The following is a 17,771-nucleotide window of genomic DNA, read 5'->3' on the forward strand; positions in this document are numbered from 1 at the left end:
CGTTTTTCTTAGGTATTTATGAATCAGATTGTTAAGTTTGGTTTGGGCAAAAGTAGCGGGCACCTAACCAGTTAGTAATGAGGAGGATGTTACCATCAATGATAGAGTGGTAAGTAAGTTTTTTGGCTTGATGTTAGTGGATGTATTTACTTTTGGCATTCCTTTGTACTTTCTTCATGTATTCAAAAGACCTAAAGTAACGATGATAGCATCCATGTTTATGTTTCCGATAATCTTTTTGTGTTTATGGTTGATCCTTGAACTAATGTAAAGCAGCTTCACTTGTTTTTCTAAATGATAGAGCTTCAATGGAAAATGGATATACCAAGTAGCTTGTAGCATTTCTAGTCAATTAGGAATGCTTTTATATTTATTCCATTAAATTATCCAAAATGATAAGTATTTATTGAATTACAATAAATTTTGCATTATTATGTTGTTAATGATAAATAAGTGAGGTGCTTTCATGAAGATTAAGAAAGGTACAACCATTTTTTTAAAAATAGCTGTTATCCTTATTGGAATTATTGTACTTACATTATGTGTATTTTGGCTACCTTCGTTGGCAAGTAATACCGCAGAGCAATTTCCAGCATTTCGTCATTTGCAATACCCCATTTTAGTAGGTTTGTATAGTACGGCAATACCTTTTTATTTTGCTTTGTATCAAGCTATAAAAATTTTAAACTACATTGAAATTCATCATGCCTTCTCGAAGGCATCAGTGATTTCCTTACGCTATATAAAATATTGTGCAGTGGTAATTAGTATTTTATATGTAATAGGCGCCCTATACCTTATGTCACAGCATGCTTTTCACCCTGGAGTAGCACTTATCGCATTTACAATTATTTTTGCATCCATTGTTGTATCCGTTTTTGCAGCGGTCCTGCAGCAATTATTAAGTAGTGCATTAGCGATCAAAACAGAAAATGATTTAACAGTATGAGGTGGAAATATGGCAATTATAATTAATATTGATGTGATGTTAGCGAAAAGAAAAATGAGTGTAACAGAGCTATCTAATCGAGTAGGAATTACAATGGCTAACCTTTCGATATTGAAAAATGGGAAAGCAAAAGCGATTCGTATATCCACGTTAGATGCGATTTGTAAAGCATTAGATTGTCAACCTGGTGACATTCTGGAGTATAAAATAGAGGATAGTGACCGATAAGTAAGCAATCTGGTTTGGTATTCGGTGAAACCTCTGTACCTACTATTCGTATAAGGTATAAAATGCTTTTTGCAGCATAAGGAGGTTATCGATTTGGAAAAGTGGGAGTATGCAGTTGAAACATGGACCTTAGGAATTACATCTGCAGATTGTGAGGAGTTGGAAGAGAAGTTAAATAAGTTTGGTAATGAAGGCTGGGAGCTAGTGAATATCATTCCTCAAGTGGGTGGATTCGGTGGAGAAGTATCGGTTAACTTTAACCAAATCGTATTTAAGCGAAGGGCGTAAAATTTATTAATATCGCCTTCTGTCAAAAAATCCCTGAGCATAGTAGGGGATTTTACAGTGGAAATTAAAATATTTTGATTGGTGTTTTAAAAATTCTTGGAATAACCAAGATTGAATTTGTCATTATGCATATTTTGTAAATCAAAAAAGAACAAATTGGGGGATAAATGAACTCGTATCAGATAGTATCTCCTTTTGTATTAGCTGGTGTACCCACATTTTTGGATTATCACATGATCAAGCGGAAATAGGAGCTCTTGTCTAAGGTTTTTATCATGAAATAGATATGTAAAACAATGTAAGGTATTTTTGTAGTCGATGTATTAATCCTATACACCTTAATTGATATGGTCGTTATTTCCCCTACTTATTCCAATCGTCTTTAGTAGCATGTATATCAAATATATGCCAAGGTAAGCACCAGTAATTAAAAAGAAGGGGTTTAATAAAATGGCGTGAATATCTGTCATTAATACAGTGTTATTTTTTATTACGTTATAAATAGACAATGCAAGGATATTTCCAAAAACAACTAGAGACAGCAACGCACAAAGATTAAATACAATTTCGAACCGTTTATTAGATTTTTGAGAAAAGTACAAAATAGTTGGTAAGATAGCGCTACCTAATAGAATTAGTATTTTCACAATACTACCACCTTCTTACAGTTTGTATCTTCAGTATTTACGGAAATACGAGACCCATACATATTTTTCTAACTATTACCGTTCTTTTTACTCTGGGTAAGATGAGGGGTAAATCGATAGGAAGAGAAATTCCGATGAAGGTTTCTTCCTGGAGATAGTTATTACGTTATTAGACGCTATAGAGAATGAAACATATCATTGGCTTTGGATTGGGATGGATTTTGTACAAAGAGACGTTTGAAATTAGTTAATGATCTTATGCATCAAGCCGTTTTGGGAGAAAATGAATTTACTCCAGATAAGTCTGTTCTGCTAACTACACATTGGGATAGTCATTTTCAATAATTTGTTCCAATGATAAGCATAAACTCGACAGGATTGTAAATGAATGCTGTCTAGAAAGCTTTATTGTGACAATCAAACAGATATTTATTGGAGTCTCCGACATTACCAAGAGACTGAGACAAAGAAATTAATTATCGTTCGTTTTTTGATCAGAATCATTCATTTAATACCTGACATAAGCGAGACTCCGGCGGGAACAGCACGAGTTCGAAGATCCACTTGGTAACGTGTTTTTCTTTACCAAGTTAGCTGATGCCGTGCCCCGCGGAAAGCGCGTATAGTTTCACGGTGCGGCGATAATACTCCTATTAATAAACCTGATCATTCGTATTTTGAGTAAAGAAGTTGTGTTTTGCCCCAGCCTCGTCGAATTTTCATCTGTTTTATTGGTAAATAAAGTTTTCCGACATAGCAATAAACTCTCTGACGGCGTAGGGCAAATATTTATGCTTTTTCCAAATCATCCCTAGCTCTAGGTGTACGATAGGGTTTGTGAAAGGAATTGCAGTAATACTACGACTATTTATTTGACCGCATATTTTACTTGGTAACAGCGCAACTCCTAATTTCGCTTCTACCATTTCAATCATGAAGTCTTTTTGTGAGCTCTCACAGACGATTGTTGGTTGAAAGCCGTGGTTACTACACGCTTCCATAATCCTGTCATGGAGAGAAAAATCATTTCGATATAAGATAAAGGGTTCTTTTTCAATAGCGGCAAAATCAATCGACGCTTCATTTGCTATTGGATTATCAGTATGAACAATAAGCATTAACGGATCCTTTAGTAGCTGAATGATTTCAAAGCTTTCATTTTTAATAGGGATATTACAAATTAAGCCAATATCAAGCTCTCCCTCTCTAACTCCTTGTTTAATGCTGTTACTGCCAACCTCATGCAACGTCATATCAAAGGTTGGGTGTGCTTCCTTATAGTTGCTAATTAGTTTGGAAAAGAAAGCAGCACCTATAATCGGAGGTATTCCAATTTTGATTTCTCCCTTTTTTAAATGAATAACGTCATTAAGTTCTGCAGTTAAGTTATCAAATGCATCAAGTACATTCATTGCATTAACAAGAAAAGCACGTCCTGCATCTGTTAGCTCAAGCTGCTTTGCCCCGCGGTCGAATAATGGAGCGCCCAGTTCATTTTCCAAATTTTTAATGGTTTTACTTAATGAAGGCTGAGATATATGAAGTACAGTAGCGGCTTTCGTGAAGTTTCGTTGTTTCGCAACCTCTGCAAAGTATTCGACATGCCTTATGTCCATCTTATCTCCCCCTTTAACCAAGAGAATGTGTTACTGTCTTTTATTATACTGCAAGCTATAGCCAAAAGGAATAATGCTCATGCAAAACATATATTTTTGTTTCTACGCTACTCCGATTAAAATAATAGCAAGGAAGAATGGAAGAGGAGGAATAGCTATGACAGAATATGTGAAAGTAGGAACCCTACAAATTTCCAAGGAACTTTATGAGTTTGTTCAATCAGAAGCGTTGCCAGAAACAGGACTTAGTGAACCAACATTTTGGAAGGACTTCGCACAACTCGTTACTGATTTAGCTCCAAAGAATAAAGCATTATTAGCGGATCGTGATGCGTTCCAAGAAAAGATCAATGCTTGGCATAAAGCTAATGATGTAGTTGACTTTCAGGCATATCAAGCGTTTTTAAAGGGAATTGAATATATAGAGAGTCCAGTTGCTGATTTTACAATTGGAACTAAAAATATCGATGATGTAATTACAAAGCAAGCTGGACCGCAGCTTGTCGTTCCAATTGATAACGCTCGTTATGCTATTAATGCAGCTAATGCTCGTTGGGGATCTCTCTATGATGCTTTATATGGAACCGATGTGATAAATGAAGAAAATGGAGCAGATCGTATAGGGTCATATAATCCGATACGTGGAGAAAAGGTAATTGCTTTTGCCAAAGATTTTTTAGATAAACAAACACCGCTTATGGATGCCTCACATAAATCAGCAACGAAATACGCTATTGTGAATGGGAAATTAAACGTATCACTTGATGACGGAACGACAACTAGCCTAAAAGATGCTACGAAGTTTGTCGGTTATCAAGGCTTTACAGAAAATCCACATGCGTTGTTATTTTGTAATAATGGCTTACATTTCGAAATTCAAATTGACCGTACACATGCTATCGGTACAGTGGATAAAGCAGGGGTGAAGGATGTACTTATTGAATCTGCAACCTCCTGTATTATGGACTGTGAAGATTCTGTTGCGGCTGTTGATGCAACAGATAAAACACTTGTTTACAGGAATTGGCTAGGATTGAATCGTGGTAACTTATCATCGACCTTCACAAAGAATGGTAAGAAAGTAACACGTACATTACATGCAGATCGTAATTATATTGGATTGAATGGAGAGGAAATTACACTTTCTGGTCGCGTACTTATGTTTGTCCGAAATGTTGGACATTTAATGACAACGAATGTAATTCTTGATGAATTTGGAAAAGAAATTCCAGAGGGAATCATGGATTGCGTGTTCACAAGCTTGATGGCGAAGCATGATCTATTGGGTAATAGTCCATACCAAAACTCGCAAAAAGGGTCCGTGTATATCGTGAAGCCGAAAATGCATGGTTCTAAAGAAGTAGCATTTGCGAATGAACTATTCAATCGAGTAGAAGATATGCTTGATATGCCCCGGTATACACTAAAAATCGGTGTCATGGATGAAGAACGCCGGACAACGCTTAATTTAAAAAATTGCATTTATGAAGTTAAAGATAGAATTGTGTTTATTAATACCGGCTTTCTAGATCGTACTGGAGATGAAATCCATACGTCCATGGAAGCCGGCCCCATGATTCGAAAAGGAGAAATGAAGACTTCTTCATGGTTAAATGGTTATGAAAAAAATAATGTCCATACTGGTTTAAGAACTGGAATGAAAGGAAAAGCACAAATTGGTAAAGGTATGTGGGCAATGCCAGATTTGATGGCAGATATGCTAGCGCAGAAAATTGAACATCTACAGGCTGGCGGGAATACTGCTTGGGTTCCATCACCAACGGCTGCAACACTTCACGCGCTACATTATCATGAAATAAACGTCACGGACGTGCAGGCGGAAATTGAAAAAGAGACAAAGGATTACCAAGCGGATATTTTACAGATACCAATTGCTAAACATGAAAATTGGTCAGCTGAAGAAATACAGGAGGAGCTTGATAATAGTACCCAAACATTACTTGGCTATGTTGTTCGTTGGGTAGAACAAGGAGTTGGCTGCTCGAAGGTTCCGGATATTAATGATGTTGCATTGATGGAAGATCGTGCAACACTCCGCATATCTAGTCAAATGCTGACGAACTGGCTTCATCATGGAATTTGCAGCAAAGAGCAACTAATTAATACGTTAAAGCGAATGGCAAGAATTGTTGATAAGCAAAATGCGAGTGATCCTGCATATCGCAATATGGCTCCTAACTTTAACGAGTCCGTTGCTTTTCAAGCAGCATGCGATCTTGTATTGCAGGGGAAATCACAGCCAAGTGGATATACAGAACCAATTCTTCATCGACGCCGACTAGAAGCAAAAGAAAAGTACCATGTGAAAAGTTGACAAGAAATGATCGATTTCCAGTTATGTTGATAGAAGGTAAACCATTGTTAGTTAACAGGAGCACCTCTGCTTGAGGTTTATCAAGTAGCAAATAGTTAATGTGATAATTACTGATATTGCTTCATTTCTATGATTGTTTAAAACCATACATTTTGGGAAAGCTATTCCTATACCTAGAAACAAAACATCTTTAGGAGGAAATCAATATGGGTTTTATTTGGTCATTAATTATTGGTGGTATTCTTGGCTGGCTGGCAAGTCTTATTGTTGGTCGTGATATCCCGGGAGGGGTTATTGGAAATATTATAGCAGGATTTATTGGCGCATGGCTTGGTTCACTAATCCTAGGTGAGTGGGGGCCAGAAATGGGCGGATTTTTCATCATCCCTGCTTTAATTGGAGCGATTGTTTTAATCTTAATCGTAAGCTTCATTATGAAAAGTATGCGACAAACATAAAAATGAATAAATATAGTAGGATAACCAAATGTTCATGTAGATAACTAATGTAACAGGAGAATAAAAGCCATCTATGAAGACTTTATAATAAGATTACGGAATCGTCTGGGTGAGGAGTATTACGTGGAAGAATACTGAGTTGTTCTTGTAATTGCAGTAAAGTTATAATGGTGGCGAGACAAAAAATGGAATACCAAACTATAATCCAAGCATACAAAGCTATGTCCGGATCGTAGTTTGGTTTTTTATCGTTCACATTTAGAACTGATGATGATTCCAACGGGAATGGATAAATACAATGCTAGTAGAAGAATCATGCGGGAATAACATGAGTCCGAGGATTTACTCTGCTAAGCCAATTTTGATTTGCAGCGTACTTGTATGATAAAAGTATTTTATATTTCATAATGGATAAAGAATTACATAATTATTTAGCTTTTGATATGATCATTCGTTTAACCTCTTTATTCTCGTTATTTGTTAGGTGTGGAATAAAAAAGTAGAAGATTAAGAAAATAGACCCATCTCCTTCATGCTATAATACGGACAAGAAATCTTACTAACCAAGGGGAATAAGAAATGAGAAAAAAACAAAGAATGAATACGCTTCAGCTTCTCCCTCTGCTCTTTTTTGCCATCATAATCGTTCTAGCTGGCTGTGGGAGTAGTGCAGATAAGGGAGAAGCAGGTAATGGCAAGGGAAGCAGTGACTATCCAAATGATGTGGAAGAAAATCCGATTGTAACGATAACGATGGAAAATGATCAAAAGATAAAGCTTGAATTATATCCTGAGATCGCGCCAAATACGGTAGCGAATTTCATAGCGTTAACAGAGGAAGGGTTTTATGATGGATTGATATTTCATCGGGTCATGCCTGATTTTATGATTCAAGGCGGCGATCCAGAAGGAACGGGAGCTGGTGGTCCAGGTTATTCCATAGAGGGAGAATTTAGTTCCAATGATTTTAAAAATGAGCTTAAACATGAACGTGGCGTAATTTCTATGGCTAGATCGGTTGATCCTAACTCAGCAGGCTCACAATTCTTTATTACGGTTGCCGATTCGCCACATTTGGATGGTGAGTATGCAGCATTCGGTAAAGTAACAGAAGGATTGGAGGTAACAGACGAGATTGTGTCTGCAGCTGAAGAACAAAAAATGCAGAAGGTAGAAGTTGATACGAAAGGGTATGAATATCCAAAACCTGATAAAGTTGAATAATCATTTTTTGAGCTTCATCCCACATATAACTGGAAGTTAAGCCCCCCACTTCTAGCAATGAAGAGAAACCAATATAGGTGAGAGTGGGATTGATTGTCAGTAAATGTCCAATTGGTTCAAAGGCCTTTAAAATCATACCCTTGTGGTACGTACAATTAGTGGAGGATACAAAGACTAGTACAATGTGATTGGGTAGGAGAAGTTCTCAAGCGCAACTACAGTTTTTATTAGCATGTTAAAAATATATTGTGATCCCCACTAATGTGTGATATGCTGATTTCAACCCTATATAAAGAGGAGATAATTACATGGTAACAGGTGTGTTCAACTAATTCAGTAACTTAATAAGGTTTTAGAGTTCAAAAATGGTCATTTGTAGACAATACGAATGTTTATTTGAAATGGGCTTCTCTAACCTTCTGAATTAGTAATGAACAACGGTTAATCATGTCTTTAGAATCCTACGTGAAGAAGTGTAAAAACCCGTGCTGTTCAAGTGCGGGTTTTTTTAATCGCTTCAATCGTGCTAGGTGATTCGTAGAATGGACTTTTATTGGAAGTTCTTATGAATCATGCTTCTTTGGTATAGGGCTAGTAGACGGCAAATGACCATGTTCATTTGCCGTCTTTTTTTTACACTGAAAAAATCTAGAAATCAGTGTGAATGCTAGCGAGGGCTATCGCCGTTAGATCTTGACGATTAGCTAAGCTTTCTAAATGAAAAGGGAGGAATAAGTAATGAATGTTTTTAAGAGTTATTTGAAGAGGAGTGAAAATAGAATGGAAATATGGAGGTATTATTATAATGGATATTATCGAACAGGTAGGTGCCAAACTTGATTTAGAAGAAGGTACAGCTGTTATCGAACAAGTAATCAGAGAATGTTATGTAGCGCCGGGGATTTCTACAAAGAATTTAGCGAGAAGGGTTCACCTTCCAGTACCAGTAACTGTCGCCGTAAAAAAAGAATTGATGAAGAAGGAAATATTAAAGCAAGATCGTGGTGTACGCTGTACAGTGAAAGGAAATATATTGGTAGAACAGGAGCTGGATTTTCAGGGATTAAACAAAACGTTATATCATAAACTTATATCGATCGAAGCTAATTGGTTAGACGAATGTCAGGACGTCCTTGCTGTGTTAAATCAATTATTTGCTGAGCGTCCGCAGGTTGACGTACAGTTAGATCAATCACAATGTACAGCTGAAACTAGTTTACGTCGAGCCATTCTCTGTCTAAAAGAGCATGCTTTAATTGGTAAACGTATCTTATGTATTGGAGATGATGATTTAGTTAGTATATCAATTGGCTTGCTATTAAAGAAATTATTTCCTGCGAAGCAAAGATTTAGAACGGTTATTCATGTAATGGATATTGATTGTCGCTTTCTTCAATTCATCAGTGATTTCACAGAAAAAGAAGGCTTACCAATCACATGTATAGAGCATGATATGCGGTACCCGTTAGGCAAAACGTATGTAGCGTCATACGATTGCTTTTTTACAGATCCACCTTATACGCTAAACGGACTGGGGTTATTCCTAGCTAGAGGTATCCAAGCATTGAAAAGTAACCAAGGACGGCAAATCTTTTTATCTTTTGCACATAAGTCACCCGAATTTATGTTAGAAATGAATCGTTTGTTTGTTCAAATGGGATTGAGTATTGTTGCCACATATCCAAATTTTAATTCCTATGTGGGTGCTCAAATGATAGCAAACCAGAGCCAAATGCTTATTTTAAAAACGACAGCAGCTACACATATTGCAGATAACTGGCGTACTTTTTATACAGATCCCATCTATACTGGAGAGTTGAAGCAGTCAGAACGTATCTATAGCTGCAAGCATTGTGGAGAAAAATATCGTGTAGGGTATACAGGGAGATACAAAACAATTGAACAGCTAAAACAGGAAGGTTGTCCGAACTGTAATTCTAGCAACGGAATATTTATTTTAAAAGGAAAGGTGACGAAGAAAAGGTAATTATGATTAAAGGGGACCTAATAGTCCCCTTTAACATTCTTTTTTTGCAGATGCTTGCTACATAGAATATGATACACTAATGATAAATCAAAATACAAAAACCTGTGATTAGCTAGAATAGGGGATTACAAAAATGATGAATGCAAGCAAGTTAGCACTCGATAAAAATAGGAGAATGATCGTTATATCAGATATTCACGGGAATTTACAGTTGTTGCAGAAATTATTAGATAAAATAGCATATACGCCAGAAGATTATCTGTTTATTAATGGAGATATGTGTGAAAAGGGAGCAGACAGTCTAGGCGTAATCGATTTTCTCACTTCCTTAACGGCTCAATTGGAACGTGTATATGTAACAAAAGGTAATTGTGATATATTAATAAACTATGTATTTAATGAAGTCGAAGGCATTAAAAATTATATGAAGAAGCAACCAAATTCAATCTTAAACGAAATGCTGAAAAAACAAGATAAATCACTAGCTGATTTTCATAGTCTTAAGGATCTGAGTAAATTTTATCGTACGCATTATAAAAATGAAATTGATTGGTTAGAAGCTCTTCCCATCGCTTATGAAACAGAGCATTTTATCATTATTCATGCTGGGATTGAGGATATTCCCAATTGGCAGTCTACGACTATAGAAAATGCTTTGTCTATGCCTGCTTTTTATGAAAAGGGACACCGTGCGGATAAAACAGTTATTGTTGGACATTGGCCAGTCGTGAATTACACAACGCAATCGATATGTTCAAATAATCCATTAATTGATTTAGATAAACGAATCATAGCTATTGATGGTGGGAATCAAATTAAACGCGAAGGACAGCTTAATGCTTTAGTGGTGGATGGAGAGCAAATTTCTTTTACATTTGTAGATGAACTACAAGAAATGGCAATGATTCAACAATCTCATCAAGACACAACGGCTAGAGTAGGCACTGTTACATATCCGAATTATGAGCTTGAAATAATTAAAGAGGAGCCATTCTTTACACATTGCAAAAATATAGAACTTGGAATAACACAGTGGGTAAAGAATGAGTTCATTACGAGAAATAACAATCAACTAATAAGTAATAATGATATAAGTACAACTTTTTTATCTGTTCAGCAAGGTGAAATCATAAAGGTTATCAATAATGATTGTTCAGGCTATACCTTAATTAAAAACGATAATGGAGAAATTGGCTGGATACCGAAGAAATGTTTATATTCCTGAAACGGTAAAATGAAAAAGGTTGAGGTGGGGGGGAACGGTGTTTGAAACACAGAAAAAACCGAACCCTGTTATCGAGGAAGTATAACCTTATAGGAATCCGCTATTGGTTATGAAAAACAATCGATATAAAAGGGATGGTGACTGTAATTACTAGCTTTCATGGTATAAAAGAAGAGCTGGAAGAATCTGAGGTACTAGAAATATTGAAGGAAAGTGTATACATGCCTACCCAGGAAAAGCTAGCCGCTAGAGTACGTCGATATATAAATGAACCTACGATACTAGCATTTGGCTATAGAGACGATCGGCACATGGTGGGAGTCATTATTGTAAGCTATGATGAAGATACATGTCACGCAGTTATTAAAGATATAGCAGTTCGAGCAAATCTGCAAAAGTCTGGTATTGGCAGTACAATGATTGCTTACATGATGGAGGAATTAAAGCCGTCCATTATCACTGTAGAAACGGATGATGATGCTCTAGGCTTTTACCTCAAAAATGGTTTTGCGATTGTTAATCAGCAACAAAAATTTGCAAATATAACCAGATATAATTGCCACTATGATGTACGTAGTTAATTGGGGAAGATAGCTTAATACCTAAAAAGAAGTGGAACAAAAGTGTGTTCCACTTCTTTTATAGGAATATTCTTTTTTTGAAAATGTTATCGCTTAATCCATTAAATCAAACATATCCTTTACTGCTTGTGAATTTGGAGTTGCATACAAACGAGGTGTTCCAGAGGTAGATCTTCGTGATGTGACTGCGAAAACATATCCGAGGTCCTCATCTATGATTTCCCTTAACCATGGGCCACCACTTGCACCACCATTCATATCACAATTCATATAAGCATCACTACTAAACAGGCGTTTATATGTGTCACCATCACAATAATATGGTCTTTCACCATCATACGGATCCTCTGCTGGCCAGCCGAAAATACGAACATTCTGTTGTTCTGGACTATAGCCATAAGAAAGACCATTTCCTCCGACTACATGGATTAGGTTTTCTCCGTTACTCGGTCTAACAGTAACAAATGCTTGATCATAACTAAAGTTACTATCGTTTATCCAACCATTGAAAGTGCGTGCCTCTTGCCAATTCCATAGTCCATACGGTAAATCCCCATCATAATAAGCTGGAGCAAAAGCAATATTAGAATGCCAACCTTCCCCACTTCCGCCATGAACACAGTGTCCAGCAGTAATGATAAGGTTCTTGGCATCGCTATTGATTGCTGAAGCGGAACATACATAATCATTTCCTTGATAGGAAAAAAATACTTTGCCAGCTGTCGAGGGAACGACTACATTTATAGTCGCATGCTTTGGTCCAACTGGATCGGATGCATTACCAGGTTTCTCGCTTTCAGTATTATCATATTCGTTTGGGGCTGGTTTGTTTTCTTTAGGAAGCTTTTCATCTGCAGGAGTAGCATTTTTCATTTTTTCCTCTGTCCAATATCCAGCAGGATCAATTTCTGTAGATTCTTGAGTAGATGGTAAATCAGGAGCCTTTTTTGATGTAGTGTCTTTTGAAGACGTTTCATTCGAATTAGCAAATATAGTTGTAGTTCCGAGGCAAAGAACAATCACGATGCTTGTGATAAGACAAAACAGTACCCACTTCAGATTCTTCATTTTTTCATCTCCTTTTATTTACTGTAACATGAAACAGAATAGTGTAGAATCCTATGTTGAATCTTTTTCTATCTTTGGTTTTATCCCACATATAACTGGTAGTAAAATCCCTGATTCAAGCAATAAAAAACAACTATTGTTACCTGCTAGTAAATGTCTGATTGGTTCAAAGGCCTTTAGGTCATACATTTGTGGTAAGAATCATTCGTGTGAGATAAACAAAACCCCCAAGGATTGAAATTTTACTTTATTAGATAGAATGGGACAACTTTTTTCATTTCTCTAACTGCTTTTATTTCACACACTCTATACACTATGCAATATATATTGATTTAGAACAAAGAGTTTTTTACCATTCCAGGAAGAGATGGTATCATGTATAAATCTATCTCACATATAACTGGCAGCAAGCCCCCGCTCCAAGCAATATGGATAAGTGGTGGATCGACTGTCAGTAAATGTCCGATTGGTTCAAAGGCTTTTAGGTCATACCCTTGTGGTACGAACCATCCGTGTGGGATAAACAAAAACCCACACGGATTAAAGTTTCACTTTATTATTCACCATTTGTTTAGGATTAGCTCCTTCTTCTGTTAATTTTATCCAGTAATTTGATAACTTCAGATAGTCCGATAAAGATGAAGCCTATGACAATAGCAGGAATAACCCGCTGTACGAAATTCACCCAATCAATTGCATAATCACGTTTCCCGTTAGAATAGAAGGAAACGATGTGGTATGTATCTTTAAATGCCTGAGAACTTAAGAAAAAGCTGACTATAATACCTGTAGAAAATAACAGCACTCCTATCCAATTTTTTTGCTTCATGGTTACATCCTCCTTTGAGAGCTGCTTATAGTAATCGTACACGAATTGATAGTGATTTGTAAGTAGTTACTTTGTAAATGAAAATAGCTATTAAAATGGGGGGGCATCCAGAATATTTTGTAAACGCTTGAAGTATTTACATTTCATCTGTATAATAAAGTTAACTTAAATGAACGGAGGTTTTCCTTGTGTATATTATCAGACTACGTTTCCAAGCTTTGAACCGTTAACTGAATATGGTCAAAGACTCTGCTTGTGTGTGGAGTAAATGGAATGGGTCTGTCTATTTTTAAGGAAGCCTTTGTTATACGGTGTTTTTGCCAAAGAGGGGACGATTCAACCCTCTTTTTCTTGTATTAAAAAATAGTCAGTACATGCAAATTAAATAGCTTTCTTGACCTTGACTGTTCATACAATATTTACTATTGTTGGTGAATTGTATTTTTTGTGTGAAACGAGCCAATAAGGATTTATGCATTTTTTGATTCCATCCATTTACTTTTCCATCACAGGTAGAAGACCTGTGATTTTTAATTTTAAGAGAGAATGGAAGGGAATGTTAATATGAAAAAAGCAATTAATGTAGGTGTAGATATTAAAAATCAATCGGAGGGTTTTGCGTATTCTATGGAGGAATTAGCAGGACTGGCCGCTGCACGTCATATCGAAGTAGTGGGAGAGCTAACGCAGAAGTTAGCTCGTATTCATAAAGCGCATTATCTTGGGAAAGGAAAAATCGAAGAATTGCATGAACTGATCCAGAGGAAGGATGCAGAGGTGATTATTGTTAATGATGAGTTGACAGCATCTCAAATACGTGTTCTTGAGGAAAAGCTGGGAATAGTCGTTAGTGACCGTACGATGTTAATTCTAGATATTTTTGCAGAACGGGCAAAAACAAGAGAAGCACAGCTACAAGTGGAAGTGGCAAGACTTGAGTACATGCTCCCACGCCTAATTGGTCAGAATGAAGATTTAGGTAGACAAGGTGGCGGAGTGGGATTAAATAATAGAGGGTCTGGAGAAACAAAGCTTGAGCTTGACCGTCGTAAGATTGAAGAGAAAATTGCAGTATTAAATAAAGAGCTAGAGGAGTTAGTGGCTCAGCGAGGCATACAGCGGAGGAAGCGTCAACAAAGTGGTCTTCCAGTTGTGTCCTTAGTCGGCTATACGAACGCTGGAAAATCAACTATTATGAATGCTATGGTTGAACAGTTTAACCCCTCTTCAAATAAACAGGTTTTTGAAAAAGATATGCTATTTGCGACATTGGAAACATCGGTAAGGAAGATTCCTATGCCTGCTAACAAATCCTTTCTGCTGACAGATACAGTAGGTTTTGTTAGTAAACTCCCTCATCATTTGGTAAAGGCATTCCGTTCTACTTTAGAGGAAGTGGTAGAAGCTGATTTAATTATTCATGTCGTTGATTATTCAGAACCGAATCATGAAAATTTAATGGAGGTTACGAAGCAAACACTATTGAGCTTAGGTGTTGAAAACGTTCCAATTATTTATGCTTTAAATAAAGGAGATATAATCGACGTAGACATACCAGCAGTAGAAGAGAATAAGGTATCTCTTTCAGCAAAGCAAAGGGTTGGTATTCATGAATTAATAGAAGTAATTAATCGGGAGATCTTTAAAGATTTAATCCAATGCGAGATGCTTATTCCATTTGATCAGGGGCAGATCGTAGCAAATCTAAACGAACAGGCAAATGTGATCACTACGAACTATGAAGAAAATGGCACACGCTTAACAGTAGAATGTACGCAGGCTTATATCACGCGGTATCAGCAGTATATTATCTCGCAAAACGGTAATCCCGAACGTGTTTAAGAGAAACATATTAAGATTAAAGATGGGTAAAGTCATTTGACGATGACTTTACCTATTAATCGTAGGAAGTGGAGTAGGTTCTAGAGAACAACGAACTACGCTATCTATGGAAGTAACGCAGACTCCTTTGGTGAGATCCGATAGTGCTAGCAAGAGGAACGAACCAATCCTAAACCATAGTTAGAGCTTCCTAATTTCATTTATCGCGCATATAACTGGCAATAATACCCTCGACTTCAAGCAATAAAGTGAAACCAATATGGATAAGTGGGAGGTCGACTGCCAGTAAATGTCTAATCAATGGGTTCCGTTAACAATCGTCGGGATAAACAATATCCCCAATTGATTGAAGGTTTACTTTATTTATGGCTGTAAAATTATTTATTAGCTCGTTCATTTATATAACGAACCATTTCATCATTTGCTTTATTGGCAATATCAATGAGGTACGTTTGGTCTAATTCGCTATTCATGTTTTGTTCTGCTTTCATCATCACATTTTCGATTAGACAATCTTCTTGATGATTTAACGAGCAATGAAATAAACTTGAAAAACCTTCAATTGTTCTAATGACATCGAGAAATGAGATTTCGTTTTTTGGCTTAGAAATTTTATATCCACCATTGACACCTGGAGTTGACTCGATGAGCCCACCTTTAGCAAGCTTGGTTAAGATCTTCGAAAGATAGCTCGGAGAAAGCTTTTGTATTTCTGCTAAGGGCTGAACGCCGATTGTGCTACCCCTAGGTAAGAGGAGTAAATATACCATTGTGTGTAATGCATAATTTGTAGCCTTCGAATATTTCATTGTTTCCTCCTGTACATATTGTAGTTATTATAGAGTATCATTATCTACAAGTGATTTTAATCGTACCATTAAAATGGCTGCTCCTCAACATGCACTATTCCAAATTTATGTCACATATAACTGGCGGTAAGCCTAATAAAGTCAAACCAATAAGGATAAGTGCGGGCTCGACTGCCAATAAATGTCTGATTGGTTCAAAGACCTTTAGGTCATACCCTTGTGGTACGAATAATCAGTGGAGAGATATACAAAACTCCAGCTGACTGGAGTTCCACTTTATTCTAAACATCTTTAAGATTTTAATGTTGTAGCTAAGCATTTGTTTATATAGAAAAGTAGGAATGCGTGTACCATCTTATAAAACTGAATTTTTTTGCTCAGACATTACAATATTTGTAGATGGTGTCCCATATGTCATAGATTGATCAATAAATTTTTCAAGGGTTTCTACTGATTGTGTTGCTACTTTAGCAATATAGCTGATTTCACCGGCAACTCGGTAGCATTCCAGTACATCAGGATGGTTGTAGCAAAATTGTGCCAGCCTCTTACAGTCGTTGGATTTAAATAATACAAGCGCAATAATGGAACGATTAAGCTTGTTTACATCAATCGATGTTTGATAGCCTGTAATAATTTGTTGATCTTCGAGTTTTTTAATGCGCTCAGCTACTGCAGGTGCAGATAGATGTACATGAGCAGCGACTTCTTTTGTGGTCATTTTTGCATTCTGCTCGAGCTGCTTTAAAATTTCATAATCGATGTGGTCCATAAATTCTCCTAATTATATAAAGTATTTAATTAAATTATCCATTAAAACAAAGGAAAATTCAACTAAATACCGTTCAATATCTATTTAAGTAGTCATGGAAATTAATTAAACTTAAGTGAAGAAATAAAGGAGGGACTTCTTATGAAAAAGGTATTATTATTACTTGCAGATGGCTTTGAGGCTTACGAAGCAAGTGTTTTTACAGATGTACTTGGTTGGAATCAATTAGAAGGTGATGGATCGACAGCCGTTACTTCAGTCGGGCTTCATCCAACGCTGCAAGCAACATGGAATTTTCAGGTTACACCAGAAAAGCTAGTTGAAGAAATTGATTTAACTGAATTTGATGCATTAGCAATTCCTGGAGGCTTTGAAGAAGCGAATTTTTATGTCGATGCTTTTAGTAAAACATTTCAAGAAATAATACAACATTTTAATGCACATCAAAAACCCATTGCCGCTATTTGTGTAGCTTCTTTAGCACTTGCGCATAGTGGGATTTTACACAATCGTCAGGCTACTACGTATAATTTTCCAACTAGCAAACGATTAGCGCAATTAGCTACATATGGTGTACAGGTATCCAAAGATCGAATTGTCGTTAATGAAAATATAATTACTTCATCTAATCCAGGAACTGCCATAGAGGTGGCGTTCATATTATTAGAGATGTTGACCTCTAAATCTAATGCAGCGAGAATTAAAGAACGAATGGGTTATTAATCTCTCCAGTATACAGAGAAACATATCTTTCGGGAACAGTGTATTAACATGAAGAAGCTTCTTTTCAGTTTAGGGCAGCGAATAATAGAAAACTTCTGCGGAAAAACGGGCGATTCCAGCCCCCACAGGGTGGTTTGCACGAGAAGACTTGGGCGTTCGCCTGCTCATATACAAAAAAGCTTGTAGTAAA

Annotated in this window: 17 protein-coding genes; 11 read left to right on the top strand and 6 right to left on the bottom strand. The window is 36.6% G+C overall.

What is annotated here, in order from left to right; genetic code table 11:
* Positions 1-472 precede the first annotated feature (472 nt).
* The 3 genes from JUJ52_RS15995 (at position 473) to JUJ52_RS16005 (ending at position 1,465) form a co-directional block, all read left to right on the top strand.
* Positions 473-949, top strand: coding sequence for a DUF2975 domain-containing protein (locus JUJ52_RS15995; RefSeq protein WP_026679991.1), 477 nt, complete (start codon positions 473-475; stop codon positions 947-949).
* A 9-nt stretch (positions 950-958) separates the two neighbouring features.
* Positions 959-1,177 carry a helix-turn-helix domain-containing protein gene (locus JUJ52_RS16000; protein WP_026679990.1) on the top strand — a complete coding sequence of 73 codons (219 nt, stop codon included), beginning with the start codon at positions 959-961 and terminating at the stop codon, positions 1,175-1,177.
* Positions 1,178-1,270: 93 nt separating this feature from the next.
* Complete coding sequence (locus JUJ52_RS16005; protein WP_026679989.1) at positions 1,271-1,465, top strand: DUF4177 domain-containing protein; 195 nt, start codon at positions 1,271-1,273, stop codon at positions 1,463-1,465.
* Between the two features lie 338 nt (positions 1,466-1,803).
* Here JUJ52_RS16005 and JUJ52_RS16010 read toward each other — a convergent pair whose 3' ends face one another.
* Both JUJ52_RS16010 and JUJ52_RS16015 read right to left on the bottom strand, forming a co-directional pair.
* A complete protein-coding gene (locus tag JUJ52_RS16010; RefSeq protein WP_051388252.1) occupies positions 1,804-2,112 on the bottom strand; it encodes a hypothetical protein in 309 nt (102 codons plus the stop codon).
* A gap of 728 nt (positions 2,113-2,840) precedes the next feature.
* Positions 2,841-3,728: a LysR family transcriptional regulator gene (locus JUJ52_RS16015; protein ID WP_205389632.1), complete on the bottom strand. Its 888-nt coding sequence runs from the start codon at positions 3,726-3,728 to the stop codon at positions 2,841-2,843.
* Positions 3,729-3,885: 157 nt separating this feature from the next.
* Here JUJ52_RS16015 and JUJ52_RS16020 point away from each other — a divergent pair, with 157 nt between their 5' ends.
* The 6 genes from JUJ52_RS16020 (at position 3,886) to JUJ52_RS16045 (ending at position 11,538) form a co-directional block, all read left to right on the top strand.
* The gene (locus tag JUJ52_RS16020; RefSeq protein WP_205389633.1) at positions 3,886-6,063 is read left to right on the top strand and encodes a malate synthase G; all 2,178 of its coding nucleotides are present in this window, start codon (positions 3,886-3,888) and stop codon (positions 6,061-6,063) included.
* A 206-nt stretch (positions 6,064-6,269) separates the two neighbouring features.
* Positions 6,270-6,521, top strand: coding sequence for a GlsB/YeaQ/YmgE family stress response membrane protein (locus JUJ52_RS16025; RefSeq protein WP_026679985.1), 252 nt, complete (start codon positions 6,270-6,272; stop codon positions 6,519-6,521).
* A gap of 579 nt (positions 6,522-7,100) precedes the next feature.
* Positions 7,101-7,745 (top strand): peptidylprolyl isomerase, encoded by a 645-nt coding sequence (locus JUJ52_RS16030; protein ID WP_026679984.1) that lies wholly within the window; start codon positions 7,101-7,103, stop codon positions 7,743-7,745.
* An 805-nt stretch (positions 7,746-8,550) separates the two neighbouring features.
* Entirely contained in the window at positions 8,551-9,732 is a 1,182-nt protein-coding gene (locus JUJ52_RS16035; RefSeq protein WP_121604680.1) for a bis-aminopropyl spermidine synthase family protein, read from the top strand.
* Positions 9,733-9,865: 133 nt separating this feature from the next.
* Positions 9,866-10,957, top strand: a complete 1,092-nt coding sequence (locus tag JUJ52_RS16040; RefSeq protein WP_205389634.1) for a metallophosphoesterase — start codon at positions 9,866-9,868, stop codon at positions 10,955-10,957.
* A gap of 137 nt (positions 10,958-11,094) precedes the next feature.
* Positions 11,095-11,538, top strand: a complete 444-nt coding sequence (locus tag JUJ52_RS16045) for a GNAT family N-acetyltransferase (protein ID WP_162986370.1) — start codon at positions 11,095-11,097, stop codon at positions 11,536-11,538.
* Between the two features lie 93 nt (positions 11,539-11,631).
* On the opposite strand, the gene JUJ52_RS16050 is transcribed toward JUJ52_RS16045, so the two are convergent.
* Positions 11,632-12,606, bottom strand: coding sequence for a trypsin-like serine peptidase (locus tag JUJ52_RS16050; protein WP_026679981.1), 975 nt, complete (start codon positions 12,604-12,606; stop codon positions 11,632-11,634).
* Between the two features lie 577 nt (positions 12,607-13,183).
* A complete protein-coding gene (locus JUJ52_RS16055) occupies positions 13,184-13,435 on the bottom strand; it encodes a hypothetical protein (protein ID WP_205389636.1) in 252 nt (83 codons plus the stop codon).
* Positions 13,436-13,999: 564 nt separating this feature from the next.
* Here JUJ52_RS16055 and hflX point away from each other — a divergent pair.
* On the top strand, positions 14,000-15,277 hold the full coding sequence (gene hflX / locus JUJ52_RS16060) for a GTPase HflX (RefSeq protein ID WP_374488795.1): 1,278 nt from the start codon (positions 14,000-14,002) through the stop codon (positions 15,275-15,277).
* Positions 15,278-15,654: 377 nt separating this feature from the next.
* On the opposite strand, the gene JUJ52_RS16065 is transcribed toward hflX, so the two are convergent.
* Both JUJ52_RS16065 and JUJ52_RS16070 read right to left on the bottom strand, forming a co-directional pair.
* Complete coding sequence (locus JUJ52_RS16065) at positions 15,655-16,086, bottom strand: Rrf2 family transcriptional regulator (protein WP_205389638.1); 432 nt, start codon at positions 16,084-16,086, stop codon at positions 15,655-15,657.
* 355 nt (positions 16,087-16,441) lie between these two features.
* Entirely contained in the window at positions 16,442-16,858 is a 417-nt protein-coding gene (locus JUJ52_RS16070; protein WP_205389639.1) for an Lrp/AsnC family transcriptional regulator, read from the bottom strand.
* A gap of 141 nt (positions 16,859-16,999) precedes the next feature.
* Between JUJ52_RS16070 and JUJ52_RS16075 the strand changes: the two genes are divergently transcribed.
* The gene (locus tag JUJ52_RS16075; protein WP_026679976.1) at positions 17,000-17,581 is read left to right on the top strand and encodes a DJ-1/PfpI family protein; all 582 of its coding nucleotides are present in this window, start codon (positions 17,000-17,002) and stop codon (positions 17,579-17,581) included.
* Positions 17,582-17,771: the final 190 nt, after the last annotated feature.

The sequence above is a fragment of the Virgibacillus sp. AGTR genome, assembly GCF_016919725.2.
In the GTDB taxonomy this organism is placed as follows: domain Bacteria; phylum Bacillota; class Bacilli; order Bacillales; family Amphibacillaceae; genus Virgibacillus; species Virgibacillus salarius.